Source organism: Sulfitobacter sp. SH24, assembly GCF_965641895.1.
In the GTDB taxonomy this organism is placed as follows: Bacteria; Pseudomonadota; Alphaproteobacteria; order Rhodobacterales; family Rhodobacteraceae; genus Sulfitobacter; species Sulfitobacter dubius.
Genome location: NZ_OZ282575.1, coordinates 1,534,332 through 1,560,504, shown reverse-complemented (window position 1 = coordinate 1,560,504; position 26,173 = coordinate 1,534,332). Strand labels below are relative to the sequence as shown.

At 60.1% G+C, this 26,173-nt stretch carries 21 protein-coding genes and 1 tRNA gene; 15 read left to right on the top strand and 7 right to left on the bottom strand.

All coding sequences use genetic code 11. From position 1 onward, the window contains the following. Positions 1 to 403 precede the first annotated feature (403 nt). The 5 genes from ACSQ16_RS10240 to pdxH form a co-directional block, all read right to left on the bottom strand. Positions 404 to 4,060 carry a vitamin B12-dependent ribonucleotide reductase gene (locus ACSQ16_RS10240; protein ID WP_243260694.1) on the bottom strand — a complete coding sequence of 1,219 codons (3,657 nt, stop codon included), beginning with the start codon at positions 4,058 to 4,060 and terminating at the stop codon, positions 404 to 406. A 697-nt stretch (positions 4,061 to 4,757) separates the two neighbouring features. After that, positions 4,758 to 4,834: transfer RNA gene (locus tag ACSQ16_RS10235), tRNA-Pro, on the bottom strand. A gap of 77 nt (positions 4,835 to 4,911) precedes the next feature. Beyond that, the gene (locus tag ACSQ16_RS10230; protein ID WP_435988742.1) at positions 4,912 to 5,409 is read right to left on the bottom strand and encodes a DUF192 domain-containing protein; all 498 of its coding nucleotides are present in this window, start codon (positions 5,407 to 5,409) and stop codon (positions 4,912 to 4,914) included. Further along, on the bottom strand, positions 5,385 to 5,930 hold the full coding sequence (locus ACSQ16_RS10225; RefSeq protein WP_243260695.1) for a cold-shock protein: 546 nt from the start codon (positions 5,928 to 5,930) through the stop codon (positions 5,385 to 5,387). Before ACSQ16_RS10225 ends, ACSQ16_RS10230 begins: the two co-directional genes overlap by 25 nt. A 19-nt stretch (positions 5,931 to 5,949) precedes the next feature. After that, positions 5,950 to 6,555, bottom strand: coding sequence for a pyridoxamine 5'-phosphate oxidase (pdxH, locus tag ACSQ16_RS10220; protein WP_093926062.1), 606 nt, complete (start codon positions 6,553 to 6,555; stop codon positions 5,950 to 5,952). Between the two features lie 237 nt (positions 6,556 to 6,792). Between pdxH and fabI the strand changes: the two genes are divergently transcribed. Genes fabI through ACSQ16_RS10190 form a run of 6 tightly spaced genes read left to right on the top strand, consistent with a single transcriptional unit; the run spans position 6,793 to position 13,861 of the window. Beyond that, the gene (gene fabI, locus ACSQ16_RS10215; protein WP_093926061.1) at positions 6,793 to 7,599 is read left to right on the top strand and encodes an enoyl-ACP reductase FabI; all 807 of its coding nucleotides are present in this window, start codon (positions 6,793 to 6,795) and stop codon (positions 7,597 to 7,599) included. Positions 7,600 to 7,656: 57 nt separating this feature from the next. After that, complete coding sequence (gene gpt / locus ACSQ16_RS10210; RefSeq protein WP_243260696.1) at positions 7,657 to 8,190, top strand: xanthine phosphoribosyltransferase; 534 nt, start codon at positions 7,657 to 7,659, stop codon at positions 8,188 to 8,190. Positions 8,191 to 8,237: 47 nt separating this feature from the next. Then, a complete protein-coding gene (locus ACSQ16_RS10205; RefSeq protein ID WP_243260698.1) occupies positions 8,238 to 9,419 on the top strand; it encodes an aminotransferase in 1,182 nt (393 codons plus the stop codon). 30 nt (positions 9,420 to 9,449) lie between these two features. Continuing rightward, complete coding sequence (locus ACSQ16_RS10200; RefSeq protein WP_243260699.1) at positions 9,450 to 11,294, top strand: peptidyl-prolyl cis-trans isomerase; 1,845 nt, start codon at positions 9,450 to 9,452, stop codon at positions 11,292 to 11,294. A 12-nt stretch (positions 11,295 to 11,306) separates the two neighbouring features. Further along, complete coding sequence (trpE, locus tag ACSQ16_RS10195) at positions 11,307 to 12,818, top strand: anthranilate synthase component I (RefSeq protein WP_243260701.1); 1,512 nt, start codon at positions 11,307 to 11,309, stop codon at positions 12,816 to 12,818. A gap of 2 nt (positions 12,819 to 12,820) precedes the next feature. After that, positions 12,821 to 13,861 (top strand): succinylglutamate desuccinylase/aspartoacylase family protein, encoded by a 1,041-nt coding sequence (locus ACSQ16_RS10190; RefSeq protein WP_093926056.1) that lies wholly within the window; start codon positions 12,821 to 12,823, stop codon positions 13,859 to 13,861. 12 nt (positions 13,862 to 13,873) lie between these two features. On the opposite strand, the gene ACSQ16_RS10185 is transcribed toward ACSQ16_RS10190, so the two are convergent. Then, complete coding sequence (locus tag ACSQ16_RS10185; RefSeq protein ID WP_317406150.1) at positions 13,874 to 15,400, bottom strand: divergent polysaccharide deacetylase family protein; 1,527 nt, start codon at positions 15,398 to 15,400, stop codon at positions 13,874 to 13,876. Positions 15,401 to 15,565: 165 nt separating this feature from the next. Between ACSQ16_RS10185 and ACSQ16_RS10180 the strand changes: the two genes are divergently transcribed. The 7 genes from ACSQ16_RS10180 (at position 15,566) to lexA (ending at position 21,046) form a co-directional block, all read left to right on the top strand. Continuing rightward, positions 15,566 to 16,147 (top strand): anthranilate synthase component II, encoded by a 582-nt coding sequence (locus tag ACSQ16_RS10180; protein ID WP_243260704.1) that lies wholly within the window; start codon positions 15,566 to 15,568, stop codon positions 16,145 to 16,147. Continuing rightward, the gene (gene trpD, locus ACSQ16_RS10175) at positions 16,144 to 17,160 is read left to right on the top strand and encodes an anthranilate phosphoribosyltransferase (protein WP_243260705.1); all 1,017 of its coding nucleotides are present in this window, start codon (positions 16,144 to 16,146) and stop codon (positions 17,158 to 17,160) included. The genes ACSQ16_RS10180 and trpD overlap by 4 nt, the downstream gene beginning before the upstream one ends. Then, a complete protein-coding gene (locus ACSQ16_RS10170) occupies positions 17,157 to 17,816 on the top strand; it encodes a uracil-DNA glycosylase (protein WP_243260706.1) in 660 nt (219 codons plus the stop codon). Before trpD ends, ACSQ16_RS10170 begins: the two co-directional genes overlap by 4 nt. Positions 17,817 to 17,823: 7 nt before the next feature. Next, on the top strand, positions 17,824 to 18,636 hold the full coding sequence (gene trpC, locus ACSQ16_RS10165) for an indole-3-glycerol phosphate synthase TrpC (RefSeq protein ID WP_243260707.1): 813 nt from the start codon (positions 17,824 to 17,826) through the stop codon (positions 18,634 to 18,636). Then, on the top strand, positions 18,636 to 19,109 hold the full coding sequence (gene moaC / locus ACSQ16_RS10160) for a cyclic pyranopterin monophosphate synthase MoaC (protein ID WP_093926051.1): 474 nt from the start codon (positions 18,636 to 18,638) through the stop codon (positions 19,107 to 19,109). Before trpC ends, moaC begins: the two co-directional genes overlap by 1 nt. Beyond that, on the top strand, positions 19,106 to 20,278 hold the full coding sequence (locus ACSQ16_RS10155) for a molybdopterin molybdotransferase MoeA (RefSeq protein ID WP_243260708.1): 1,173 nt from the start codon (positions 19,106 to 19,108) through the stop codon (positions 20,276 to 20,278). Before moaC ends, ACSQ16_RS10155 begins: the two co-directional genes overlap by 4 nt. Before the next feature lie 72 nt (positions 20,279 to 20,350). Next, a complete protein-coding gene (lexA, locus tag ACSQ16_RS10150; protein ID WP_243260709.1) occupies positions 20,351 to 21,046 on the top strand; it encodes a transcriptional repressor LexA in 696 nt (231 codons plus the stop codon). Here the strand turns inward: lexA and ACSQ16_RS10145 are convergent. Then, positions 21,040 to 23,079 carry a ComEC/Rec2 family competence protein gene (locus tag ACSQ16_RS10145; protein ID WP_243260710.1) on the bottom strand — a complete coding sequence of 680 codons (2,040 nt, stop codon included), beginning with the start codon at positions 23,077 to 23,079 and terminating at the stop codon, positions 21,040 to 21,042. The two genes, lexA and ACSQ16_RS10145, sit on opposite strands and share 7 nt — an antisense overlap. A gap of 114 nt (positions 23,080 to 23,193) precedes the next feature. Here ACSQ16_RS10145 and gltX point away from each other — a divergent pair, with 114 nt between their 5' ends. Further along, complete coding sequence (gltX, locus tag ACSQ16_RS10140; protein WP_243260711.1) at positions 23,194 to 24,594, top strand: glutamate--tRNA ligase; 1,401 nt, start codon at positions 23,194 to 23,196, stop codon at positions 24,592 to 24,594. 116 nt (positions 24,595 to 24,710) lie between these two features. Then, positions 24,711 to 26,006, top strand: a complete 1,296-nt coding sequence (locus tag ACSQ16_RS10135; protein ID WP_243260712.1) for a citrate synthase — start codon at positions 24,711 to 24,713, stop codon at positions 26,004 to 26,006. Positions 26,007 to 26,173: the final 167 nt, after the last annotated feature.

The window sequence follows — 26,173 nt, the reverse complement described above, 5'->3', positions numbered from 1 at the left end:
TGTGACTATTATGGATCCATTTACACCAGCTTCAGTTTTGACTGCTACTGTTCCAGATCGCTACGACAGTAAAGCAAATCTCTTCAACTTAGCTACTATTTCTATTCCGCCGCGACTGCGATGTCACGGCTTGCTGAAAACGGGCGCCGCAAGGGTGCCAATAAAATTGTCTGGAATAGGAGATCAGGTAGCTCATCACTCAGTTTATTTTCTGCCAGCGTCCTGTTCAGAGCACAGGGCAAGTCCGCCTGCCCTGTGTGTCGTAGTGTCCATTCAGAGCCCGCCGCCTGAGGGCAGAACCGTTTATCTCCGCCCCCCTCCGGAGAACCTTTGCCCCAAAACCAGACAACCTTTGCCCCAGACGGGACAAACTATGCTCAGAGGGACATCGGGGCGTGTCCGCTTAGCTACAGCCGCTTGTCCCGCCGCAGGTGTTGCACTTCATGCAGGTGCCGTTGCGGACCAATGTATAATTGCCGCACTCGCCACAGGCTTCGCCTTCGTAGCCCTGCATCTTGGCCTTTGCCCGCGCATCGAAGCTTACCGCGCCAGAGCTTGCGGCGGTGGAAGATTTCACCGCAACGGCCATGTCGCCACCGCCGCCGACCTGAGGCAAAAGGGTCTCAAGCGCTGCGCTGGTATCCACGGCCTGACCGCCCTGAAGCACCACAAGCTCTTGGGGCAAACGATTGCGCAGATAGCCTGAGGAACTGATTTGTTTCAGTACATCCAGCGACTTATTCGCTGCCTTCTCGCTCAGTTCGCTGACGTTACCGAGGTTCTCTTCCTCTCCCCGACCCAGATCATCAAAGGTCGCGCCTTCAGGCTTCACATGCGCCAGATCGGTCCGGTCGAGGTAGGACACCGCCAGTTCGCGGAACACGTAGTCAAGGATTGAGGTCGCCTGTTTGATGCTGTCATTGCCCTGCACCATGCCCGCGGGCTCGAATTTGGTGAAGGTAAAGGCATCGACGAACTCTTCCAGCGGCACGCCGTATTGCAGGCCCACGGAAACCGCGATGGCGAAATTGTTCATCATCGCCCGGAAACCGGCACCTTCCTTGTGCATGTCGATGAAGATTTCACCCAGCTTGCCGTCTTCGTATTCGCCCGTGCGCAGATAGACCTTATGACCACCCACATTCGCCTTTTGCGTATACCCCTTCCGGCGCTGCGGCATCTTTTCGCGGTGGGATTTGATGATCTCCTTAACGATCACCTTCTCGACGATCTTTTCGGCCAGCACGGCGGCCTTCTCATGTGGCGTGCCGCTTTCCAGTGTCTCGGCGGCGTCCTCATCGTCTTCGACCAGCGCCGCGGCCAGTGGCTGGCTCAGCTTTGAGCCGTCACGGTAGAGCGCATTCGCCTTGATGCCCAAGGACCAGCTCAGCTCATAAGCTTTCTGGCAATCTTCGATGGTCGCGTCATTCGGCATGTTGATCGTCTTGGAGATCGCCCCCGAGATAAAGCTTTGCGCGGCGGCCATCATATAGATGTGGCTGTTGACCGAGAGATAGCGTTTGCCCTTCTTGCCGCAGGGGTTGGCGCAGTCGAAGATGCCGTAATGTTCTTCTTTCAGATGCGGCGCGCCTTCCAGCGTCATGGTGCCGCAAACGTGGTCATTGGCCGCTTCGATGTCCGCCTTGCTAAAGCCGAGCGAGCGCAGCAGGTCAAAGGTCGGATCATTCAGTTTCTCGGTTGGGATGCCCAGCACCTGCGTGCAGAAGGCCTCTCCCAGCGTCCACTGGTTGAACACAAAGCGGATGTCGAAGGCCTGCTTGAGCGCCGCGTCAATCTTGGCCAACTCATTGGCGCCGAACCCGTGACCTGCCAGCGTAGTGTGATTGATCGCAGGCGCGTTGCCGATGGTGCCGTGGCCCACCGCATAACTGACGATCTCTTCGATCTGCGCCGACCCATAGCCGAGTTTCTCCAGCGCGGCAGGCACGGACTGGTTGATGATCTTGAAATAGCCACCACCCGCGAGTTTTTTGAACTTCACCAGCGCAAAGTCAGGCTCAATCCCCGTGGTGTCGCAGTCCATTACCAGACCGATGGTGCCCGTGGGCGCGATGACAGAGGTCTGCGCGTTGCGGTAACCGTGGGCTTCGCCCAGTTTCAGCGCCTCGTCCCAGCAGGATTTGGCAATGTCGACCAGCCCCGCCTGCGGGCAGTTGGCATGATCCAGCGGCACCGGTTTGACCGAAAGCCGCTCATAGCCGTCCGCCTTGCCATGGGCCGCGTTGCGGTGGTTGCGGATGACGCGCAGCATATGCTCGGCATTCTTGGCATAGCCCGGGAAGGTGCCCAATTCGCCTGCCATCTCGGCCGACGTTGCATAGGCCACACCGGTCATAATCGCGGTCAAGGCACCGCCAAGCGCGCGGCCCTCGTCGCTGTCGTAGGAATAGCCCATGTTCATCAGCAGCCCGCCGATGTTCGCATAGCCAAGCCCCAGTGTGCGGAAGTCATAAGACCGCTGCGCGATTTCCTTGGAGGGGAACTGTGCCATCATTACACTGATTTCCAGTGTCACGGTCCAAAGGCGGCTGGCGTGCATGTAGTCCTCGACCTGAAACTCGCCATCCTTGAGGAAGGTCAGCAGGTTCATCGAGGCCAAGTTGCAGGCCGTATCGTCGAGGAACATGTATTCCGAACAGGGGTTCGAGCCACGGATCGCGCCATCCTCTGGGCAGGTGTGCCAGTCGTTCACCGTGTCGTGGTACTGGATCCCCGGATCGGCGCAGGCCCATGCGGCATGGCCGACCTGATCCCAAAGGTCGCGGGCCCGGATGGTTTTCACCACACGGTTTTCGGTGCGGCTGATCAATTCCCAATCGGCGTCCTTTTCCACTGCCTTGAGGAAGGCGTTGGTGACCCGGATCGAGTTGTTCGAGTTCTGGCCGGAGACCGAATTATAGGCTTCCGAATCCCAATCGGTGTCATAGGTCGGGAATTCGATGCTGGTGTGGCCCTGCTTGGCGTAATCCAGCACACGCTTGACGTAAGTCTCGGGGATCGCGACCTTTTTGGCCTCGCGGATCGCTTGCTTCAACTGGTCGTTCTTGGCCGGGTCATAGGCATCTTCGGCCACGCCGTCCCATGCTTTGATCGCGTTGAACAGCAGGTTCAGCTTTTGCTCGTGCATCTTGGAGCCAGCCACGATGCTCGCGACCTTCTGCTCTTCGAGCACCTTCCAATTGATGAAATCTTGAATGTCGGGGTGGTCGGCGTCGACGATCACCATCTTGGCGGCCCGGCGGGTGGTGCCGCCGGATTTGATGGCGCCAGCGGCGCGGTCCCCGATCTTGAGGAACCCCATCAAACCCGACGACTTGCCGCCGCCCGACAGCTTCTCGCCCTCTCCGCGGAGCGATGAAAAGTTGGTGCCTGTGCCTGAACCGTATTTAAACAGCCGCGCCTCGCGGACCCAAAGGTCCATGATGCCGCCATCGCCCACCAGATCGTCGGCGACCGATTGGATAAAGCAGGCATGCGGCTGAGGGTGTTCGTAGGAGGACTTGGACCGGGTCAGCTTGCCGGTCTTGTAGTCGACATAGTAGTGCCCCTGTGCCGGGCCATCGATGCCGTATGCCCAATGCAGGCCGGTGTTGAACCACTGCGGCGAGTTCGGTGCCGCACGCTGGCTGGCGAGCATATGGCGCATCTCGTCGTAGTAGGCATGAGCGTCTTCTTCGGTGGTGAAGTAACCACCCTTCCAGCCCCAGTAGGCCCAAGCACCCGCCAAACGGTCGAACACCTGCTTCGAAGACGTCTCGCCGCCCATGGTCGCGTCATCTGTCGGGACCGAGCGCCACAGGAACTCCGGCACGCCCTTCTCTTTGACGCGGCGCGTAGCACTTGGCACGCCTGCTTTGCGGAAATACTTCTGCGCGATCACATCGCTGGCGACTTGGCTCCAGGCTTTGGGCACTTCGACATTATCAAGCTTGAACACCACCGAACCGTCAGGGTTACGGATTTCCGACACCGTGGTGACAAAGTCCAAATCCGCATAGGCGTCCTGCCCGGCTTTAGTGAAATTACGTTCAATTTTCATTGTCGCTGCCTCATATCCAGCATTTCAAATCCCAAGCCGATCGCCCCTCAGCAGACCGCCTCACCCCATTTCTTTCGTCGGCAGGAAACAGTCCGGCTTCGCTGTGCCCGCCTAATAGCAAGCAACTCGATTTTACTAACAATGGTTGTTCTGCCCTGTCCTGCTGCCTTAGCGCCTAAAGGTGTTAACCACTATATCTTGTGGCGCTTTTGGTAACCCGCACAAATTGACGTAGATATGACTACAGGGTCAACGATTTTTTTACGATTTATTTTGACGCAGCAGGTTGACCAAATAGAGCGGATTTACCTTTCAGCAGCCAAACCGATTCAAACTCAGGATATCCCCAGAGATACCCGCAGGCCGCGTGCCGCGGGCGAAGGTGAAATTACCTTTTCCCGTGGCAGGGTTAACGGGCCGGATTGAGAGATTGGTTTAATTCATCCACAGCAACAGGTGCCAGTGGACCGGAACGTAGCGGCAAGTCCAAACTGAGCCGATGAGATGAGCCGCGATGACATCGCGCGCGCCCTCTTCGGCCCAAGCGCGACAGAATCGCCACGGTTCACAGCACAAACGGCAAAGACCCACCACAAACGCAGCGGTCGATACTAAATCTTGTGCAAAATGGGAAAGACGCAACATTGACGGCCCAAGCATATACTTAGGCCATATCAATATTACGACTGGAATAAAGTGGTCGGAGCGAGAGGATTCGAACCTCCGACCCCCTGTACCCAAAACAGGTGCGCTACCAGGCTGCGCCACGCTCCGACTGACGCTTCTTTAGCTATAACCCTGGGGATTGAAAAGCCCCGAATGACCGAAAGTTCAGGAATTTGGCAGAGAATTTAACAAGGCCACGCAGGTTCGTTCTGCGCAAAGGCTGGATGGCGGATTTCGCTGCCTTCGGTGATGCCAAGACGCTTGGAAAGACCTCCGTTAATTTCCAAAACGGAAAGCAGATTATCCCCGCCCGGAATCGGTGTCTCGTCCAAGGGTTTGGCGGAGTGGTGGATTTTTTGGACCACGCCCTGCGAATCGATAAAGAGCAAATCCAACGGGATCAGCGTGTTGCGCATCCAAAAGCTTAGCGGCTGCGGGGTCTCATAGATAAACAACATGCCCGAGCTTAGCGGCATTGACCGCCGGTGCATCAAACCTTGGGACCGTTCGGCAGTATCATCGGCCACTTCGATTGAGAAACGCGCCTTGCCCCAATCTCCGCGTAGCGTCACTGAATCATCGCGGCAGACATTCGCCGCCGCCGCCCCCGTCATCAGAAGGCCAGCAACCGCCGCGCCCGTTAACCGCTTGATAACGGTCAACCGTCTATCACTGCTTCCCATGCTCTTACCTCCGCTGCCAACTGGCCCCGATCGCCAACAATCACACGCATGGCAACAGCTTCGCCCGGTTGCAAATCACAAAGGCCCGATTGCCGCAGGACATCCATGTGCAGAAACACATCTTCGGCGCAGCCAAAGACATTTGCAAATCCGAATCCCTTGGCCTTGTCGAACCATTTGACCCGCGCAGGCTCAAACTCAGCAGCGGCAAGTTGCTCGGGATCAAAGCCCACAAAGTCGACAACCGCTGGGGGCAGTTCATCGGGCGGCTCAATGGTAAGCACTTCGACGGCCTGCGCACCGCGATCTGTTTGCTGAACACGTATTTTGACCCGCGCACCATCCGCGACCGAGCTTTGCCCAAAACTGCGCAGCACATTAACATGCAACAAGATGTCGGGCCCGCCACTTTCGGCGACCACAAAGCCAAAGCCTTTGAGCGGATCGAACCACTTTACCACACCCTCATGCGGAGCGTCGTAAGTTCCCGGTTCTGTTTCATTCCCAAACACGTCTTTCATCGGTCTCGGCGGTGCCCCTTTAAGGATTGAGCCGGGTGACAGCCCAAGGCGACGCTATGTCGGCCCGGCGCCACTGAAAGCGGTCATGCAAACGAAACTCTCCATCCGCCCAGAACTCAATCTCAAGCGGTGTGATACGGTATCCCCCCCAGAACGGCGGACGTTTTGGGTTCACCCCCTGCTGTGCCGTTACCTTCGCCACCTCGGCCATCAGCGCACCACGCCCCGACAACGGCTGTGATTGGCGCGACGCCCAAGCGCCCAGACGGCTTTTGAGAGATCTGGAGGCGTAATATTCGTCGGCTTGAGGCCCATCTTCGCGGCTAATCAATCCGCGCACCCGGACCTGACGACGCAGGGATTTCCAGTGCATGACGAATGCCGCTTTGCCTGCGGCATCAAGCTCATGGGCCTTTTGGCTTTCATAGTTGGTATAAAAGACAAAAGCTTCCGGCTCGATCTCTTTCAGCAGGACCATCCGAGCATTGGGCAAGCCTTGCGAATCGACGGTGCTGAGGGCGATGGCATTTGGATCATTCGGCTCACTTGCTTCCGCTTCGCTCAACCAGCGCTGCGCAATTGCAAAGGGGTCATCCCCTGCAAAGATACCTGTCCGCGTCTCCATTCGGCATCCCCTTTGAGAGTATTTAAGCCTGCATCCGGTCTGCGCCGGGTTCAATTCCATTCGCTATGTCATTTGTTAAGGATGGGCAACTCAAAGGACAACCGCACTGGATTTCCGACAGTTAGCCGCCGATCTTATGGCAAAACCTTGGCGACTGCCCGCCTGTGTAGTCTTGATGGCAACGGCGCAATCGCCTAGACCAAGGCAACCAAAACGGAACATAGACAAGGCGGCGGAATGGGAAACGAATTGATGCGGGGCAAGCGTGGGCTCATCATGGGTCTTGCGAATGACAAATCCATCGCATGGGGCGTGGCCAAAGCGCTGGCAGATGCGGGGGCGGAACTTGCTTTTTCCTACCAAGGCGATGCGCTTAAGAAACGCGTTGGCCCTTTGGCAGAGCAGCTTGGCAGCGACATTGTTCTGCCCTGTGATGTGGGCGACGAAGCCTCGATCGATGCGCTGTTTGACGGGCTGAAAGAACGCTGGGACGGGCTTGATTTCATCGTTCACGCCATCGGCTTTTCCGACAAGGGTGAACTGCGGGGCCGCTATGTCGACACCAGCCGTGGTAACTTCACCATGTCGATGGATATCTCAGTCTATTCCTTCACTGCAGTGATGCAGCGCGCGGAAAAGATGATGTCGCCCGGTGCCAGCGCCCTGACGTTGACCTATTACGGCGCCGAAAAGGTGATGCCGCATTATAATGTGATGGGTGTGGCCAAAGCCGCACTTGAGGCGAGCGTCAAATACCTTGCCGAAGATCTGGGCAAGGACGGCATCCGCGTCAACGCGATCTCGGCGGGGCCGATCAAGACGCTGGCGGCCTCCGGCATCGGCGACTTCCGCTACATTATGAAATGGAACGAGTACAACTCCCCCCTGCGCCGCAATGTCACCACCGAAGACGTGGGCAAGGCCGCCCTCTTCCTGCTGTCGGATCTGGGCAGTGGCACTACGGGTGAAAACCTGCATGTCGACGCGGGCTATCACGTTGTCGGCATGAAGGCGGTTGACGCGCCGGACATGTCCAAGGAATAACGCGCCCCAAATCTCTTCTCGCGCGGGTTCCCGCGCCAGCCGCTGCAAAGGAACACCATGAGCACCCAAAAGGACGCCTCGCGCCTGCCCCACGAAAAGGGCTTTCACATTTCTTGGGATCAAATCCACCGCGACAGCCGTGCACTGGCATGGCGGCTGGATGGGCTTGGCCCCGACAATGGCGCGTGGCGTGCCGTGGTGGCGATTACGCGCGGTGGCATGGCCCCGGCGATGATCGTCGCGCGTGAGTTGGACATCCGCACGGTCGATACGATCTCAGTCATGTCTTACCATTCGGGCGGCGGGGCCGCTGACCAACGGCGTGAGGCGAAGGTGCTGAAATCTCCGGATGCAGAGATGATGGGTGACGGCACCGGCATCCTGATCGTTGATGATTTGGTCGACAGCGGCAAGACCATCGAACTGGTCCGCGAGCTTTACCCCAACGCCCATTTCGCCACCGTCTATGCCAAGCCCGAGGGCGAACCGCAGGTTGATACTTTCATCACCGGCGTCAGCCAAGACACGTGGATCTTCTTCCCATGGGACATGGCCCTGCAATACGTCGAACCCTACCGCGGCAAGGACTAAGGGGCCCTAGGCCACCCTCCCTGCCCCTTACCTGACCGGATACACCCATGACGCTTTCGCGCACCGCCACCACTTTCTTCCCTCCGGTGATGGAGGCGCGGCGCTGGCTGGATGGCGTGACATTCACCGATGACCGTCCGCTGATCAACGTAAGCCAAGCCGCCCCTGTCGATCCGCCCCCAGAGGGGCTGCGCCGGGCGATGGCCGAGGTCACGCTGAACAATGATGAGGCGCATCTCTACGGCCCCGTACTGGGCCTGCCGGAACTGCGTGCAGAATTGGCACAGCAAACGGCTGAGAAATATGCAGGCGTGGTGAGCGACGAACAGGTCTGCATCACTTCGGGCTGCAACCAAGCCTTCGCCGCCGCCATCGCCACGCTTTGCGGTGAAGGTGATGAGGTGATTATCCCGACGCCATGGTACTTTAACCACAAGATGTGGCTCGACATGAGCGGCGTGACCGCCGTTCCCCTGCCCGTCGAAACGGACATGCTGCCCGACCCGGCCCGCGCCGAGGCCTCGATCACACCCCGCACCCGCGCCATCGCGCTGGTCACCCCCAACAACCCCGGCGGCGTTGAGTATCCAGCCGCCCTTGTGCAGGACTTCTTTGATCTGGCCCGCCGTCACGGCATCGCGCTGATCCTCGACGAAACCTACCGCGATTTTCACAGCCGCCCCGGCGCGCCGCATGCGCTGTTCAGCGACCCCGATTGGCACGACACGCTCATTCACCTCTATTCCTTCTCCAAGGCCTACCGCCTCACCGGCCACCGCGTTGGCGCGCTGATCGCCAGCAAAGCGCGGTTGGCGGAAGTGGAAAAGTTTCTCGACACCGTCGCCATTTGTCCTGCGCAGATCGGTCAGCACGGCGCGCTCTGGGGGATGCAGAACCTGAGCGCGTGGCTCGCGGGCGAACGCGAAGAAATCCTCGCCCGCCGGGCCGCGATTGCCGACCTGATGCCCAAGCTCGAACCGCTGGGTTGGGAACTTCTCGGCCTCGGCGGCTATTTCGCCTATATGCGCCACCCTTTCGACATGTCGTCAGCCGACCTTGCCCCGAAACTCGTACGCGACGCAGGCGTGCTCTGCCTGCCCGGCACGATGTTCCAGCCCGAGGGCGACGCGCGCGGCGAAAGCCAGTTGCGCATCGCCTTTGCCAACCTCGACACCGCCGGTCTTGGGGCGCTTTTCGACAGGCTTGCAGCCCTGCCACGCAACGCATAGACAGGTCCGAAATTAACGAGGGACCGTGTCATGGCCAAAAAAGGCTTCAGCTTTTCGAAAACCGCCGTTTGGGCCTTGATGGGCCTTCTGATCTTGGGTCTTGGCGGCTTTGGCGCGATCAATCTCAGTGGCAATCTGCGCAGCATTGGCAGCGTGGGTGACAAGTCCATTTCGGTCGATCAATACGCCCGCCAGTTGCAGCAGGAAATCCGCGCCATTGAAGCGCAGACGGGCGAGAGCCTGCCCTTCGCCCGCGCGCAAGAGATGGGCCTCGACCGCGCGGTGCTGCAGCGCATCGTGCGCAACCGCGCGCTGGATCATGAAGCCGACGAAATGGGCATCTCCATCGGCGATGCCACCCTGCGCGATGAGATCGTCGCAATCTCGGCTTTTCAGGGCATCGACGGCAACTTTGACCGCGAAGGCTATCGTTTTGCCCTCCAGCAAAGCGGGATGAGCGAAGCAGAATTCGAGAAATCAATCCGCGAAGAGGCCGCCCGTGGTCTGCTGCAGCGCGCGATCTTGGGCGGCGTCTCAATGCCTGACACCTATGCCCGCACGCTGGTTGACTACGTTGCCGAAGAGCGCAGCTTCACTTGGGCCCGGCTGAGCGCGGATGACCTCGACACGCCCGCCGCTGAGCCGACAGATGAAGAGCTTCAGGCCTATTACGACGCCAACACCGATGACTTCATGCTGCCCGCCAGCAAAAGCATCACCTACGCATGGCTCCGCCCCGAAGACCTGCTGGACGAAGTTGAAGTGCCCGAAGAAGAGGTGCGCGCCGAATATGATGCCCGCAGCGATGAATACGACCAGCCCGAGCGTCGCTTGGTTGAACGTCTGGTCTTTGCCAACGAAGAGGCCGCCACGCAGGCCACAGCAGCGCTCGAAGTTGACGGCACCACCTTTGAAGCGCTGGTCGCAGAGCGCGGGTTGGCACTGGCAGATGTGGACATGGGCGATGTGGCCAAATCCGACCTCGACGCCGCAGGTGACGCGGTGTTTGGGGCGCAGAGCGGGGACATCGTCGGCCCTCTGCCCACTTCGCTGGGGCCGGCCCTCTTCCGCGTGAACGCGGTTCTGCCTGCACAGAACGTACCTTTCGAAGAGGCCCGTGAGGTGCTGGAAGAGACCCTCGCCATTTCCCGCGCGACCCGCGCGGTCGAAGCCCGCGCACAGGAAATCGACGACCGTCTCGCCGGGGGGGCCACGCTCGAAGATCTGGCCGAGGAAACCAAAATGAACCTCGGTACCATCGACTGGACCCAAGAGAGCAGCGAAGGCATCGCCGCCTATGGCGCCTTCCGTGAGGCGGCGGCAGGCTTGAGCGCCGATGCCTTCCCGCAGATCGACCAGTTGGAAGACGGCGGCGTTTTCGCCATGCGCCTCGATGAGACCAAGCCAGAGCGCCCCGAACCTTTTGAGCAGGCCCGCGATGCAGTTGAGACCGCGTGGCGCAATGCCCAGATCGTGGAAGCTCTGACCGCCAAGGCCGAGAGCCTGACCGGCACATTGGCCGAAGCGGACGGTTTTGAGGCCGCCGGTCTCACGCCGCAGCTTGGCGAAGGCATGACCCGCAGCTCCTATGTCGACGGCACGCCCGACAACTTCATGGATCAGGTCTTTGACCTCGACGAGGGTGGCGTCGCGGTCCTGCCCGCAGGGGACAGCGTTGTGGTTCTGCGCCTTGATGCCGTGACCCCCGCGGGCGAAGACGATCAGACCCAAGCTTTGATGGACCGTCTGTCACAGCAGCTGGATCAGGCGCTGGCCCAAGGTCTTTTCGATATCTACAGCAATGCAGTGATGCGCGATGCCGATCCTCAGATCGACCAGCGCGCGGTCAGTGCCGTGCATGTGAACTTTCCCTGATAGGCAAATTTGATGGCCCTGACCCCGGATTTCGACACTTTCGCCCGCGCTTATGAAGCGGGCGAAAACCAGATCGTCTACACCCGCCTTGCTGCCGACCTCGACACGCCTGTGTCCTTGATGCTGAAACTCACCGGCGCGGCAGAGAACGCCTTTGTGCTGGAATCCGTCACCGGCGGTGACGTGCGCGGGCGCTATTCCATCATTGGCATGAAGCCCGACCTGATCTGGCGTTGCCGGGGGGAGACCGCCGCCCTCAATCGCGCCGCACGCTACGATGCGGATGCCTTTGAGGACATGCCCGGCGATCCGCTGGACCGTCTGCGCGATGTCATCGCGGAATCGCGCATCACCCTGCCCGATGATCTGCCCCAAGCCGCCGCCGGTCTCTTTGGCTATCTCGGCTATGACATGATCCGGCTGGTCGAACATCTGCCCCATGTGAATCCTGACCCTCTGGGCCTGCCTGATGCGGTGATGATGCGCCCCTCGGTCGTGGCCGTGCTGGATGGGGTGAAGGGCGAAGTCACCATCGTCTCCCCCGCGTGGGTGTCCGAGGGGCAGACCGCCCGCGCCGCCTATGCCCAAGCCGCCGAGCGGGTGATGGATGCGGTGCGCGATCTGGAACGCGCCATGCCGCAGACCTCCCGCGATTTGGGAGAGGCCGAAGACGCGCCGGAGTCGGTGAGCAATTTCACCCACGACGGATATAAAGCCGCCGTCGAAAAGGCGCGCGACTATATCAAGGCGGGCGATATCTTTCAGGTGGTGCCAAGCCAGCGTTGGGCGCAAGGGTTCACACAGCCGCCCTTCGCGCTGTACCGCAGCCTGCGGCGCACCAACCCCTCGCCCTTCATGTTCTATTTCAACTTCGGCGGCTTCCATGTGGTCGGCGCAAGCCCCGAAATCCTCGTGCGGGTCTTTGGCAACGAAGTCACCATTCGCCCCATCGCTGGCACCCGCAAACGCGGCGCCACGCCGGAGGAAGACCGCGCGCTAGAGGCCGATCTGCTGAGCGATCCCAAAGAGCTGGCCGAACACCTGATGCTGCTCGATTTGGGCCGCAACGATGTGGGCCGGGTCGCCAAGATCGGCACCGTGCGCCCGACGGAAGAGTTCATCGTCGAACGCTACAGCCATGTCATGCACATCGTCTCCAACGTGGTCGGAGAGTTGAAGGAGGGCAAAGATGCGCTCGACGCATTCTTTGCCGGGATGCCCGCTGGCACCGTCTCGGGCGCGCCCAAGGTCCGCGCGATGGAGATTATCGACGAATTGGAACCCGAGAAGCGTGGCGTCTATGGCGGCGGCGTGGGCTACTTCAGCGCGGGCGGCGACATGGACATGTGCATTGCCCTGCGCACGGCGGTGGTGAAGGACGAGACGCTCTACATCCAAGCTGGCGGCGGTGTCGTTTACGACAGCGATCCAGAGGCCGAGTTCATGGAAACCGTCCATAAATCCGGCGCGATCCGCCGGGCTGCAGCCGATGCCGCGCGCTTTGGCGGTAAAGGGAACAACTGACCATGCCGAACCGTGCCCCCTTTCAGATTGCGGGGCATTCCGTTGCCCCCGGCAGCAGCCTTGCGGTCGACCTGCCCGTCTCGATTCTGCCGGATCACACGCCGGTGCATCTGTCGCTTGAGATCTACCACGGAAAACGCCCGGGGCCGACGATGTTCGTCTCTGCCGCCGTGCATGGGGATGAGGTCATCGGCGTTGAGATCACCCGTCGCTTGCTGCGCGCGCCGCAACTCTCTGCCCTGCGTGGCACGCTGATCGTGGTGCCGGTGGTGAACTCTTTCGGTTTTCTCAACCGCTCACGCTACCTGCCCGACCGCCGCGACCTGAACCGCTGTTTCCCCGGCTCGCCTTCGGGCAGCCTTGGCGCGCGGCTGGCGCATATCTTCCTGCAAGAGGTGGTGCTGCGCTGCGACTTTGGTGTTGATCTACATTCGGCAGCGATTCACCGCACGAACCTGCCGCAGGTGCGCGTTTCGCCCGCCGACAAGGTGACCCAAAAGATGGCGATGGATTTCGGCGCGCCGGTGGTGCTGACCTCACCCCTGCGGGACGGTTCTTTGCGCGCGGTCGCGGCAAAACAAGGCACACCAATCCTGCTTTATGAGGCGGGCGAAGGGCTGCGCTTTGACGAAATGGCTGTGCGTGCGGGGCTTGCGGGGATCCTGCGGGTCATGCGCGGCCAAGACATGCTGCCTGCAAAGGGCATCGCCCGCGCCCGCAGCGCGCCCTATATATGCACCGCGTCCCATTGGCTCCGCGCCCCTGCGGGGGGACTGCTGCGCACCTTCCGCGCCGAAGGTGAGACGGTGGCCGAGGGCGATCTTCTTGCCATCGTGTCTGATCCCTTTGGCAAAGAAGAAGCCGAGCTTCTGGCCGATGCGCCGGGGATCCTCATCGGGCGGGCGATCTTGCCCATCGTCAACGAAGGCGACGCGGTCTTTCACCTTGCCAAGCTCAGCCCCCGCGCGGCGGAGGCAACGGTGGATGATCTGGCCAGCCAGTTGGAAGAAGATCCGCTCTTCGACGAAGATGAGATCATCTAAACCTGCGCGAGATCACTCCTCACGCAGCAATACTGTAGAGATCGGAACCAAGGCCACATCACTGGCCCGGTCCTGCAAGCCCCAAAGCAGCAGCGCCGAAACGGTATCGGGCCTCAGGCGGCCCAGCATGATCACCGCCCCCTCCTGCCCGGCCCTGAACGCCGCTTGATCGAGGAACCGGCGGATCACCCGCGCGGTCTGATCCTTGCTGTCGAAATCGCGAAACACCGGATCCGCAGGCACGCCCGCTTTCCGCGCCAGTTTGGGCATGGTGTTAAGCCCCTTGTCCTGCGTAACCAGACCGTGACCTGACTGCGCGAGGATATCTGTTACCTGATCAACCAAGGCGCGGCTGCCTTGAAAACCGCTTTCGGTCCCTTCCAGCACACCCACCACCGGACCGATCCGGTCGAGCGTGGCGGCAAAGGCGGTTTCCGCATCACTCGGCTGCGCACCCTCGGGCAGATCAACCAGCGCCAAGACCTCAAACCCGGCCTCGCGATAGGTTTCTACCCGTTCGGCGGCATCGGGCAAACGACTATCCACGGCAAAGCTCAGCGGATAGGGGAAACTGCGCAGTGCGGCCAAACCAGCACTGCCTGCAGTGACCGAGGTGCCATCGTCGATCAGCACCACGCTCATCATGGGTTTGCCCTCGGACTGGTCACTGGCAAGGCTGTTGGCGACAATGGGACGCGGATCTTCTTCGACAGTTTCCGCGGCTTCAGAAACCTCTTCAGTTGCCTCGGGACCGGGGCGGTTAATCACAACGCCGGTCTCCCGGTCGGTCAAAGTGCCGACGGGAGTGCCGATCGCGGGTCTACTCTCTGTAGGAGCCTCATCCGGTAATGGTGTCGCTTCGGCGGTCTCAGGCTCCTCCGTCGGGGCGATGCTCTGTGGCTCTGTCGCAGGCTCAACCTCTGCGACCTCGGATTCCTCCGGGGTTTGCTCTGGCTCCGCTTGGGCAGTCTCTTCCACCGGCACCTCTTCGGCGGGCAGTGTAATCGCCTCTGCTTCGTCAGCGTCCGGCGCCTCCATCCCTTCAGGCGCATCAAAAGCCCCTTCGATATCGGTCACCTCGGGCGCGGGCGGCTGCGCGGGTTCGGTGCTGATCGAAAGCTCTTCCACAGGCTGCGGCACGCCGGGCGCCATCGCCTGCGGGTTGGGCAGGACCGGCTCTTCCGCGCCGGGAGATGTTGGGGTTTGCCCTTCGGGCGCTGCGGGCGTACTTAACCCTTCGGCGCTGCCCGTTTCGGGCAGACTGGCCGAAGTCTGTGTGTCAGGGTCAAGCGCGGCAAGACTGTCCTGCTCTGGTAGATCAGCACGCGGCGCGGGCGCGTTAATCACCGGCGCGGTATCTCTGCTGCCCCTCTGTTCGCCCGCATCTGTCACATTGACCCGCGCCGGTGCAGCGCCCGCGCCGGGCGCATCGCCCACCTCCGGCGGCAGCGGCAAAGGCGCCATCAACGACACTGCACCGGCGACACCGATGCTGGCCACACCGCCCCAAATCAGCCCGCTTAGAATTCCGCGTGCCATCTGCGCTACTCCTGCTGTCTGCGCCACGGCCAGAAAGCCCGGCGATCCCTCAATTGGCTTGCCCCAAACTCTTGACGATGGGGTTCAAGCCTGAACATGTATGCGAAAACCTATACCGCGCCCCGGCGTGGTTTCTCCAGTCCTAATACAAAGAAATGCCTGCCTGTGCTGCTGCTCATCGATAACTACGACAGCTTTACCTATAATCTGGTTCATTACCTGGGCAGCCTCGGCGCGGATGTGCAGGTGCACCGCAATGATGCGCTTAGCGTGGATGAAGCGATGTCCATGAACCCCGCCGGTATCTTGCTGTCTCCCGGCCCCTGTGACCCCGACCAAGCGGGAATTTGCCTAGGGTTGACCCATGCCGCTGCCGAAGCAAGGGTGCCGCTCTTGGGCGTCTGCCTTGGCCATCAAACGCTGGGTCAAGCCTTTGGCGGCAAAGTCGTGCGCGCGGATGAAATCGTGCACGGCAAACTGGGCCAGATGCAGCACGACGGGCGCGGTGTCTTTGCCGGGCTGCCCTCGCCCTTTGGGGCCACGCGCTATCACTCGCTGGTGGTAGAACGCGCAAGCCTGCCTGATTGCCTTGAGATCACCGCCTCGCTCGAAGACGGCACGATCATGGGGCTGCAACACCGCGAATTGCCCCTGCACGGCGTGCAATTCCATCCGGAATCGATCCGATCCGAGCATGGCCACGCCCTGCTGCAAAACTTCCTGAATGAGATGAAGGTCACGGCATGAGCGCTGCGTTAAAACCTCTGTTGGACGCCGCCGCCAATGGGCCGCTGACCTCGGAACAAGCTGTCGAAGCCTTTGAGATCCTCTTTGAAGGCGAAGCCACGCCAAGCCAGATCGGCGGCTTTCTCATGGCGCTCCGCACCCGGGGCGAAACGGTCACCGAATATGCCGCCGCCGCACAGGTTATGCGCAGCAAATGCAACGCCGTGCGCGCGCCCGAAGGGGCGATCGACATCGTTGGCACCGGCGGCGACGGCAAGGGCACGCTCAACATCTCCACCGCTGCCGCCTTTGTCGCGGCGGGCGCCGGGGCGATCGTGGCCAAACACGGCAACCGTAACCTCAGTTCGAAATCTGGCGCTTCCGACGCGCTGTCGCAGCTTGGGATCAACGTCATGGTTGGCCCCGCCGTTGTGGAACGTGAATTGGCTGAGGCCGGTATCGGCTTCATGATGGCGCCGATGCACCACCCTGCGGTCGCCCATGTCATGCCGACCCGGTCCGAACTTGGCACCCGCACGATCTTTAACATCCTCGGCCCGCTCACCAATCCCGCCGGGGTAAAGCGCCAGTTGACCGGCGCCTATACCCGGGACCTGATCGAACCAATGGCGCTGACGCTGAAACAGCTCGGGTCCGAGAAAGCTTGGCTCGTGCATGGCTCGGACGGCACCGATGAGTTGACCATCACTGGCGTTAGCTGGGTCGCCGCACTGGAAGATGGCGTGGTCAACCTGCGCGAATTGCACCCCGAAGACGCGGGTCTGCCCGTCCATCCTTTCGAGGCAATATCTGGGGGTGAGCCAGCCGAAAACACGAAACATTTCAATGCCCTGCTCGATGGTGTTCCATCGGGTTACCGCGACGCCGTTTTGCTAAACGCAGCGGCGGCGCTGGTGGTTGCCGATGTGGCACCCGATCTCAAATCTGGCGTCGAAATGGCGCGGGAAAGCATCGACAGCGGTGCTGCGAGGGACCGGATCGAAAAAGTGGCGCGCATCAGTCAGGCGAAATGACGCCCCTGAACCTCAGCGCGCTTGGGTGTTGGGCAGAACTGCACTTTTTCGCAGAAGAATGGCCCGGCATCGCGGAAAGATTGGCCGCTGAGCCGCGCGAGGTTCTCCCTCCTGCACCGCAGATTTTTGCCGCCCTTGAACATATCCAACCCGATGCAGTCGACGTTGTTATCCTAGGTCAAGATCCCTATCCCACGCCGGGCCACGCCCACGGCTATGCCTTCTCAGCCGAACCTGACGTGCGCCCTATCCCGAGATCATTAGTGAATATCTTCAAAGAATTACACGACGATCTTGGCGCATCACCTCAAGATCCAGATCTGCGGTTTTGGGCCGATCAGGGCGTCTTGCTGTTAAACAGCGTTCTTACCGTGCCTGCGGGCGACCCGAATGGGCACGCCAAACTCGGCTGGCAAAAGCTGACCACTCAGGTGCTTACGCGCCTTTCGGATCGTCCTCGCGCCTATCTGCTATGGGGCGCGCATGCGCAGAAAGCAGCGGCGCAGGTTGATCCGGTGCAGAACCTCAAGATTGAGACACCGCACCCCTCGCCGCTTTCTGCCCGGCGCGGCTTCTTCGGGTCGCGACCTTTCAGCCGCGTGAATGACTGGTTGCAGCGCCAAGGCAAGCCCGGCATACATTGGACAAACCCGTGAGGATGCCATGACCGCAACAATTCTGGAAAAAATCAAAGCCTATAAGCTGGACGAAATCGCCGCTGCCAAGGCCGAAAAATCTCAGGCTGACATGGAGGCCGCCGCCCGTGCCGCACCGCCCGTGCGCCCCTTCGCACAACGCTTGCACGAAGCCTCCCGCGAAGGCTATGGCCTGATCGCCGAGATCAAGAAAGCCAGCCCGTCCAAAGGCTTGATCCGCGAAGATTTCGAACCCGCCGCCCTCGCCCGCGCCTATGCAGCAGGCGGCGCGACCTGCCTCTCTGTTTTGACCGACACGCCGAGTTTCCAAGGCGCGAAAGAGTTCTTGGTCGATGCCCGCGCAGCCTGCGATCTGCCGGTGCTGCGCAAAGATTTCCTTTATGACCCCTATCAGGTCGCCGAAGCCCGGAGCCTTGGCGCAGATTGTATTTTGATCATCATGGCATCCGTATCTGATGCCCAGGCCGCAGAACTGGAACAGGCTGCCCAAGATTGGGGAATGGACGCGTTGATCGAAGTCCACGACGCCGCCGAGCTTAAGCGCGCCGAAAAACTGACCAGCCGAATGATTGGCATTAATAACCGCAATCTCAATACCTTCGAGACCTCTCTTGATGTAACGCGCGAACTTTCAGAAGCCGTCCCACCCGATCGGATGCTGGTCTGCGAATCTGGCCTCTACACCCCCGCCGACCTCGCTGATATGGCAATTTACGGCGCGCGCTGCTTCCTGATTGGCGAAAGCCTTATGCGGCAGGAAGATGTCGAACAGGCCACCCGCAATTTGTTGGCGAGCCCGCTCGTCCCCGGAGGTATGTGATGGCGCTGACCCATTTTGACGCTGAAGGTGACGCGCATATGGTCGATGTGTCGGACAAGGCCGTCACATCACGTGTCGCTAAAGCTGAGAGCTACATCAAGATGGCCGCTGACACCTTTGATATCATTAGTGAAGGAAGGGCAAAGAAGGGCGATGTGCTGGGCGTTGCTCGGCTTGCCGGGATCATGGCGGCCAAAAGGACCGCTGATCTGATCCCCCTTTGCCATCCGCTGCCGATTACCAAGGTCAGTGTTGAGCTTACCCCCGACGCAAGCCTTCCCGGGGTCCGCATCGTTGCCACCGTTAAAACCACCGGCCAAACCGGGGTAGAGATGGAAGCTCTCACCGCGGCCTCCGTTACCGCCCTAACCGTCTATGACATGGCCAAAGCCGTGGATAAGGCGATGGAGATTGGCGGCACACGCGTCGTTTTGAAAGAAGGCGGTAAATCAGGCCGTTACGAGGCGACATGATTAGCGTCGAAGAGGCGCTAGAAGCCGTTCTGGACCTCGTTGAACCGCTAGATACCGAAAACGTTGCCCTACGCGCCGCCAATGGGCGTGTTCTGGCGCACCCCGTGACAGCGCAGCGCAGCCAGCCCCCTTTCGCCGCATCTTCGATGGACGGTTACGCCCTGAGACGGGCCGAGGTTGAACCCGATGCGATGTTTAAAGTCGTCGGCGAGGCCGCGGCGGGGCATGGATACACAGGCACGCTGCGCGCGGGTCAAGCCGTACGCATCTTCACCGGGGCACCCGTGCCGGAAGGTGCTGATTTTGTCGTTATCCAAGAGGATGTAACCCGCCGCGGCAACCTTATCACTCTGGGCCACCGGGTTGATACCAAAGACAATATTCGCCCAGCCGGTGGTGATTTCACCATGGGCGAGCAACTGAGCGCCTCGCGTATCCTGCGGCCCGCAGATATCGCCCTGCTCGCCGCGATGAACATCGCGAATGTACCAGTAACCCGCAAACCAATCATCGCGATCCTTGCGACAGGGGACGAGTTAGTCCAACCGGGCGAAGCTCCCGGCCCTGATCAAATCATCGCCTCCAACAGCTACGGCCTTTCGGCTATGTTTGAGGATGCGGGGGCCGAAGTGCGCATGCTCCCCATTGCACGGGATACCGTCGCCTCATTGAAACAGGCATTTGCATTAGCCCGGGATGCGGATCTGATTGTGACCATAGGCGGCGCGTCCGTGGGTGACCACGACCTGATCGGCCCAGTCGCCGCCGAACTTGGGATGAAACAAGCTTTCTACAAAGTCGCGATGCGTCCCGGCAAACCTTTGATGGCGGGACGTATCAACGGCACAACGATGATTGGCCTTCCCGGAAACCCTGTATCTGCAATGGTTTGCGGGGTAATCTTCGTGTTACCAATGCTGCGTCGCATGTTAGGATTGACTGAGGTCTACGCACCCATACGGAGCGCACCGCTTGGGCGCGAAATAGATGCGAATGGGCCGCGCGCCCACTACATGCGTGCAACCCTTCGGGACGGTGCGCTTTACCCAGATGACCGACAAGATTCTTCGCTTCTTTCCGTCCTTGCGCAGGCAGACGCTTTGATGATCCGCCCGCCTCGCGATCCGGCGCAAAATATTGGCGATATGCAGCAGTACCTCGTGATTTAGCGCCAACCTAAGGTTGACACAAAACGAGAACATCCCTAGAACAAAACAAAGGAAAATGTGGGGGGCCGTGTGATGCTGACCAAAAAACAACTCGATTTGCTGTCTTTCATTCATCAGCGCGTGCAACGTGACGGAGTACCGCCGAGCTTTGATGAAATGAAACTGGCACTCGATCTGCGGTCAAAATCAGGCATCCACCGTTTGATTACGGCGTTAGAAGAACGCGGTTTTATTCGCCGACTTGCCCACCGTGCGCGCGCAATCGAAGTTGTTAAGCTGCCCGAGAGCCTTGGCGGCGCCCCGGGTTTTGCCCCCCGCGTGATTGATGGGGACCGCCCTGACAGCCCACCGCCCGCCGCTGCACAACCGGTCACGGCGCATCATGCCTTTGACGTACCGGTTATGGGCCGGATTGCTGCCGGTGTTCCGATAGAGGCGATCTCGCAAGTCTCTCACAGCGTCACTGTGCCCGGCGGTATGATCGCAGGTCAAGCGGAGCATTTCGCACTTGAAGTGCGCGGCGACTCGATGATTGACGCCGGGATTAATGATGGTGACATCGTGGTGATCCGTGAAACCTCCGTCGCCGACAACGGTGATATCGTGGTCGCATTGGTGGAGGATCAGGAGGCAACGCTAAAACGGTTCCGGAGACAGGGCTCATCGGTCGCTTTGGAAGCCGCGAATGCCGCTTACGAAACACGTGTACTGCCTTCTGACAAAGTGAAGGTTCAAGGGCGACTTGTTGGGTTGATCCGAACCTACTGACGCCCTGCCCGTCGCTTTGGCTTGGTATTCCACATTCGCGCTCCAGCGTATTCTCTTGCCGTGGTGATCTGCCAGCCCTCGGGCGACTTTCTGAGCGCGAGGGCACCTGTTTCCCGCAGGCGGCTGGGATCAAAGACCGGGCAGCCCCATTGCTGGGCTGCATCCACTTCGGCCGAAGCGATGACGATGTCACCGAGGCGACAGCCGCTGAATGCTGCAGCCGCCCGCTTTCCCGAAAGGTGAATGATGCTCGCATCAATATCTTTCCAGCGTGTGGCGGCGACGGCTTGGTCAACGCCATCGCCATCGTTTTCCAACCAATTTCGCGCGATGAACCCTGCGCCTTTTTCTTTACTAAGCGCTCTGCCCTTTGAGGTCATAACCCCTACAAGCGTGCCGGTATCGGCGACCAGTATGTCAGGCCGGACCACTCCATGCCAAAGCGTAAGGGCAAGCACCATCGCGGGGCATCCAAGCCACCGCAAGCGCCCTTGCCACAGCAGCAACCATAGAAATCCGAGCGCCAACAACGGCAGTACCCAGCCCCCCGGCCCCGGTACGAAACTACGTGCGCCAGCTAGGCCTGAGACCGCTTCTGAGACGGCGAGGATCCAGCGCAGGCCAAGCCCCATGGCCCAAAGTGGGAGCCCCTCCATGCCAAGAGGAGCCAACATGGCGGCCAATACGGCCGCTGGGATCACCAAGACCCCCATGAGCGGAACCGACAGTAGGTTGGCGATCAGTCCGTAATGCGCGATCGTGTTGAAATGGGCGGCGGAAATTGGTGCCGTTGCGAACCCGGCGACAGCAGATGAAATCACCACCGCCACGACCGGGCGTAAGCGTTGCGGGATCACAGTACCGTCAAAATCACGCATCCAACCGAAGACTGCGACAAGCGCCGTCGTTGCCGCGAATGACATCTGAAACCCCGGCCCCGTGAGGGCTTCGGGGCGCAAAGCCAAGACGATGATCCCCGCCACAGCTACTGCACGAAGCGAAATGGCACGACGACCAATCATCAGCGCGCATAAGGCAACCGCGCACATGACATAGGCGCGCTCGGTCGCGACATTGCCGCCGGACAGCGCAAGGTAACCGGTGGCGGCGATCAGCGCCGCGCCAGCAGCAATGCTGCGGCTGGGCCAGCGGGTCGCCGTGACCGGGTGTAGGGCCAACATCAAACGCATCGCGCCAAAGACAACCGCGCTGAGCAGGCCCATATGCAACCCAGAGATTGCCAGTAAATGTGCGAGATTACTGCTGCGCAGGTCTTGCAGTGCTTCCTGAGAGATGGCGCTGCGATCGCCAGTGGTGATGGCTGCCGCGAAACCGCCGACGTCGCCGGGCAGATGCTGTCGCACACGGGCTGACGCATTCATGCGAAGGCGAAACAATACCAGAGCAGCCTCCCCCCCGATCGGCGGGGCAATGCCCAAAAGGGGCACCCGTGTGTAGCCGACCGCGCCCAATCCGGCAAACCACGCATGACGCTGGAAGTCGAAGCCACCCGGTTCTACCGGGCCGGCGGGGGGGGATAAATGAGCCGTCGTCATCACCCGCATGCCGGGTGTAGGTTGGATGGAGCCGGGGGTTTTGGAATGCAACGACACCCGTACCCTCGTTGGGGTCAGTGTGGGCGGCACACGGTCCAGCCGAACCTGATCAAGGGTAACGCGGGGCGCATCAGATTGGCTTCGGTCCAAGGCAACGACCCGCCCTTCGACGGCCCCGTAATAGCGCCAGCCGAGCACCGGGGCCGTCATGGAATGTGCGCGAAAGGCAGCAAGAAGCAGGCCGAGAAGGATCAAAGCCACAGCAATTGCAAAGGGCGAGACACTTTCAGGCAACGCCCGTGCGATACCTCCCAGCCCTGCAACGGCGAGCGCCACTCCCCAAAGGACCGGCAAAGAAGGTTCCACCGGCAAAGAAAAGAACCACCCAATTCCCATCGCAAGGCAAACCGGAACCCAGCCAAACAGATGCCCCCGCTGATGGCGCATGATGGCGCTGAAGTGGTTCAAAAGGCCCATGCTTGCCCCCGCGGATCGCACTGGGTAGACAGACATCAAATCCTAGGACCGGGGTGGTTACCAAATGGTAAACACCCTCCAAACGCCATATCTCTGACCGAAAGGCCTCCCGCCATGAACGCCCCCGTTGTAACCCGTTTCGCCCCTTCTCCCACCGGGTTCCTACACATCGGCGGGGCGCGTACCGCCCTGTTTAACTGGCTCTATGCGCGCGGCCGGGGCGGCAAATTCCTGCTGCGGATCGAAGACACCGACCGTGCGCGCTCCACCCCCGAAGCGACCGAAGCGATTCTCAAAGGCATGGCATGGCTGGGTTTGGACCACGACGGCGAGATCGTCAGCCAGTTCGAGAACGCCCCCCGCCACGCCGAAGTGGCGAACGAACTGCTTGCGGCAGGCAAAGCCTTCAAGTGCTTCGCTTCTCAAGACGAAATCACCGCCTTCCGCGAAGCAGCCAAGGCTGAGGGACGCAGCACGCTTTACCGTTCCCCATGGCGCGACGCCGATCCGGCCAGCCATCCTGACGCGCCCTATGTAATCCGAATCAAGGCACCGCTGGAAGGTACTACCGTGATCCGCGATCAGGTTCAGGGGGATGTCACCATCCGCAACGACCAGCTCGACGATATGATCCTGCTGCGCTCGGACGGCACACCGGTTTATATGCTCGCCGTGGTGGTGGACGATCACGACATGGGCGTGACCCATGTGGTGCGCGGCGATGACCACCTCAACAATGCCGCCCGCCAGATGATGATCTATGAGGCGATGGGCTGGGACGTGCCGGTTTGGGCGCATATCCCGCTGATCCACGGCACGGATGGCAAGAAACTGTCAAAACGTCACGGAGCCTTGGGCGCGCAGGAATATCAGGTGATGGGCTACCCGGCCGCCGGCATGCGCAATTATCTCGCACGGCTGGGCTGGAGCCATGGGGATGACGAATTTTTTACCGACGCACAGGCGCAGGAGTGGTTCGACCTTGACGGTATCCGCAAAAGCCCCGCGCAGTTTGACCTGAAAAAGCTGGAAAACCTTTGCGGGCAGCATATCGCGCAGGCCGATGATGCCGCGCTGCGGCGCGAAATCGAAGCCTATCTGGAGGCCGCTGGCCTACCTGCCCTTACGGCACCCCAGGCCGAGGGTTTGGAGCGGGCGATGTACTGCCTCAAAGATCGCGCGAAGACATTTCCCGAACTTCTTGAAAAAGCAGCGTTTGTTATCGCTGAACGCCCGATCACCCCGGACGAGAAGGCCGCAAAGAACCTCGATACGGTATCCCGTGGCATACTGTCGGAATTGACGCCGCAATTGCAAAATGCTAGCTGGAACAAGGAAACGCTGGAGGAGGTACTGAACGGTTTTGCTGCCGCGCATGACACCAAATTTGGCAAGCTGGCTGGGCCCCTTCGGGCGGCTTTGGCTGGCAGGGCAGTCACCCCATCGGTTTTTGACATGATGTTGGTGCTGGGGCGCGATGAAACCCTTGCCCGACTGACAGACGCCGCGGCCTAAGTTTTGGTTCACCACTTCTTTGGGCGACTGGTTATAACTGAACGGGACAGCCCCATTTGGGGCTAGACCCAGACGGCGGAGCACATCTCCGCAGCCTACATTCGGGAAGGGATTTAATGACCAATAACAATAAAACCGCAACGCTGACGATCGGCGATCAGAGCTTTGAGCTGCCGATTCACAGCCCCACCGACGGCCCCGATGTTGTCGATATTCGCAAGCTCTATGCGCAGGCGGGTGTCTTTACCTATGATCCGGGGTTCACCTCGACCGCGGCCTGCGACAGTACGATTACTTTCATCGACGGTGACAAAGGCGTGCTGCTGCATCGTGGCTATCCGATCGAGCAACTGGCGAGCAAATCGCACTACCTCGAAGTATGCTACCTGCTGCTATACGGTGAGTTGCCCGGCCCCAAAGCCTTGGAAGAGTTCGAATGCTTGGTGACCAACCACACCATGCTGCACGAACAGATGATGAATTTCTTCCGTGGGTTCCGCCGCGATGCGCACCCAATGGCGATCATGGTCGGTGTGGTCGGCGCAATGTCGGCTTTCTATCACGACAGCACCGACATCAACGATGAGCACCAGCGCGAAGTCGCCACGATCCGTCTGATTGCCAAGATGCCAACGATCGCGGCAATGGCCTATAAATACACTATCGGTCAGCCGTTCGTATATCCGCGCAATGATCTGGACTATGCGTCGAACTTCCTGCGCATGTGCTTTGCCGTGCCGGCAGAAGATCATGAGGTAAACCCGATCCTCAGCCGCGCCATGGACCGGATCTTTACCCTCCACGCGGATCACGAGCAGAACGCCTCGACTTCCACGGTGCGCTTGGCGTCTTCTTCGGGCGCCAACCCCTTCGCTTGTATCGCTGCTGGCATCGCCTGCCTCTGGGGACCGGCGCATGGTGGTGCAAACCAAGCCTGCCTCGAGATGCTGAAAGAAATCGGCACGCCCGATCGCATTCCTGAGTTCATCGCCCGCGCCAAAGACAAGAACGATCCGTTCCGCCTGATGGGCTTTGGCCACCGCGTTTACAAAAACCATGACCCGCGCGCGACCGTGATGAAGGAAAGCGCCGACGAAGTTCTGGAGCTGATGGGGGTCGAGAACAACCCGATCCTTCAGGTCGCCAAAGAACTGGAAAAAGCGGCATTGGAAGACCCGTATTTTGCGGAGAAGAAGCTTTTCCCGAACGTCGACTTCTACTCGGGCATCATCCTCGAAGCGATGGGCTTCCCCACATCGATGTTCACGCCCATCTTCGCCCTTGCGCGGACGGTTGGTTGGATCTCGCAGTGGAAAGAACAGATCAGCGACCCGCAGCTTAAAATTGGACGCCCGCGCCAGCTGTATCTCGGCGAAGATAAACGCGATTACGTCGACATCGAAAACCGCTGAACTGCACATTTCAAGACTTACAGACGCCCCGGACCTCCGGGGCGTTTCGCATTTAGAACTGCTATTCAATATATCATAGGACCCGGCGTTGTTGACCTTGGGGCAACAATCCCAGCCCAGCCTTCTCCGCTGATAAGGCTTTTCCGAATCGGCCCGTTCCGGGTGTT

Coding starts and splice junctions, on each gene's coding strand:
- ACSQ16_RS10240 (WP_243260694.1), bottom strand. CDS start 4,060: ATGAAAATTGAACGTAATTTCACTAAAGCCGGGCAGGACGCCTATGCG.
- ACSQ16_RS10230 (WP_435988742.1), bottom strand. CDS start 5,409: ATGGGAAGCAGTGATAGACGGTTGACCGTTATCAAGCGGTTAACGGGC.
- ACSQ16_RS10225 (WP_243260695.1), bottom strand. CDS start 5,930: ATGAAAGACGTGTTTGGGAATGAAACAGAACCGGGAACTTACGACGCT.
- pdxH (WP_093926062.1), bottom strand. CDS start 6,555: ATGGAGACGCGGACAGGTATCTTTGCAGGGGATGACCCCTTTGCAATT.
- fabI (WP_093926061.1), top strand. CDS start 6,793: ATGGGAAACGAATTGATGCGGGGCAAGCGTGGGCTCATCATGGGTCTT.
- gpt (WP_243260696.1), top strand. CDS start 7,657: ATGAGCACCCAAAAGGACGCCTCGCGCCTGCCCCACGAAAAGGGCTTT.
- ACSQ16_RS10205 (WP_243260698.1), top strand. CDS start 8,238: ATGACGCTTTCGCGCACCGCCACCACTTTCTTCCCTCCGGTGATGGAG.
- ACSQ16_RS10200 (WP_243260699.1), top strand. CDS start 9,450: ATGGCCAAAAAAGGCTTCAGCTTTTCGAAAACCGCCGTTTGGGCCTTG.
- trpE (WP_243260701.1), top strand. CDS start 11,307: ATGGCCCTGACCCCGGATTTCGACACTTTCGCCCGCGCTTATGAAGCG.
- ACSQ16_RS10190 (WP_093926056.1), top strand. CDS start 12,821: ATGCCGAACCGTGCCCCCTTTCAGATTGCGGGGCATTCCGTTGCCCCC.
- ACSQ16_RS10185 (WP_317406150.1), bottom strand. CDS start 15,400: ATGGCACGCGGAATTCTAAGCGGGCTGATTTGGGGCGGTGTGGCCAGC.
- trpD (WP_243260705.1), top strand. CDS start 16,144: ATGAGCGCTGCGTTAAAACCTCTGTTGGACGCCGCCGCCAATGGGCCG.
- ACSQ16_RS10170 (WP_243260706.1), top strand. CDS start 17,157: ATGACGCCCCTGAACCTCAGCGCGCTTGGGTGTTGGGCAGAACTGCAC.
- trpC (WP_243260707.1), top strand. CDS start 17,824: ATGACCGCAACAATTCTGGAAAAAATCAAAGCCTATAAGCTGGACGAA.
- moaC (WP_093926051.1), top strand. CDS start 18,636: ATGGCGCTGACCCATTTTGACGCTGAAGGTGACGCGCATATGGTCGAT.
- ACSQ16_RS10155 (WP_243260708.1), top strand. CDS start 19,106: ATGATTAGCGTCGAAGAGGCGCTAGAAGCCGTTCTGGACCTCGTTGAA.
- lexA (WP_243260709.1), top strand. CDS start 20,351: ATGCTGACCAAAAAACAACTCGATTTGCTGTCTTTCATTCATCAGCGC.
- ACSQ16_RS10145 (WP_243260710.1), bottom strand. CDS start 23,079: ATGGGCCTTTTGAACCACTTCAGCGCCATCATGCGCCATCAGCGGGGG.
- gltX (WP_243260711.1), top strand. CDS start 23,194: ATGAACGCCCCCGTTGTAACCCGTTTCGCCCCTTCTCCCACCGGGTTC.
- ACSQ16_RS10135 (WP_243260712.1), top strand. CDS start 24,711: ATGACCAATAACAATAAAACCGCAACGCTGACGATCGGCGATCAGAGC.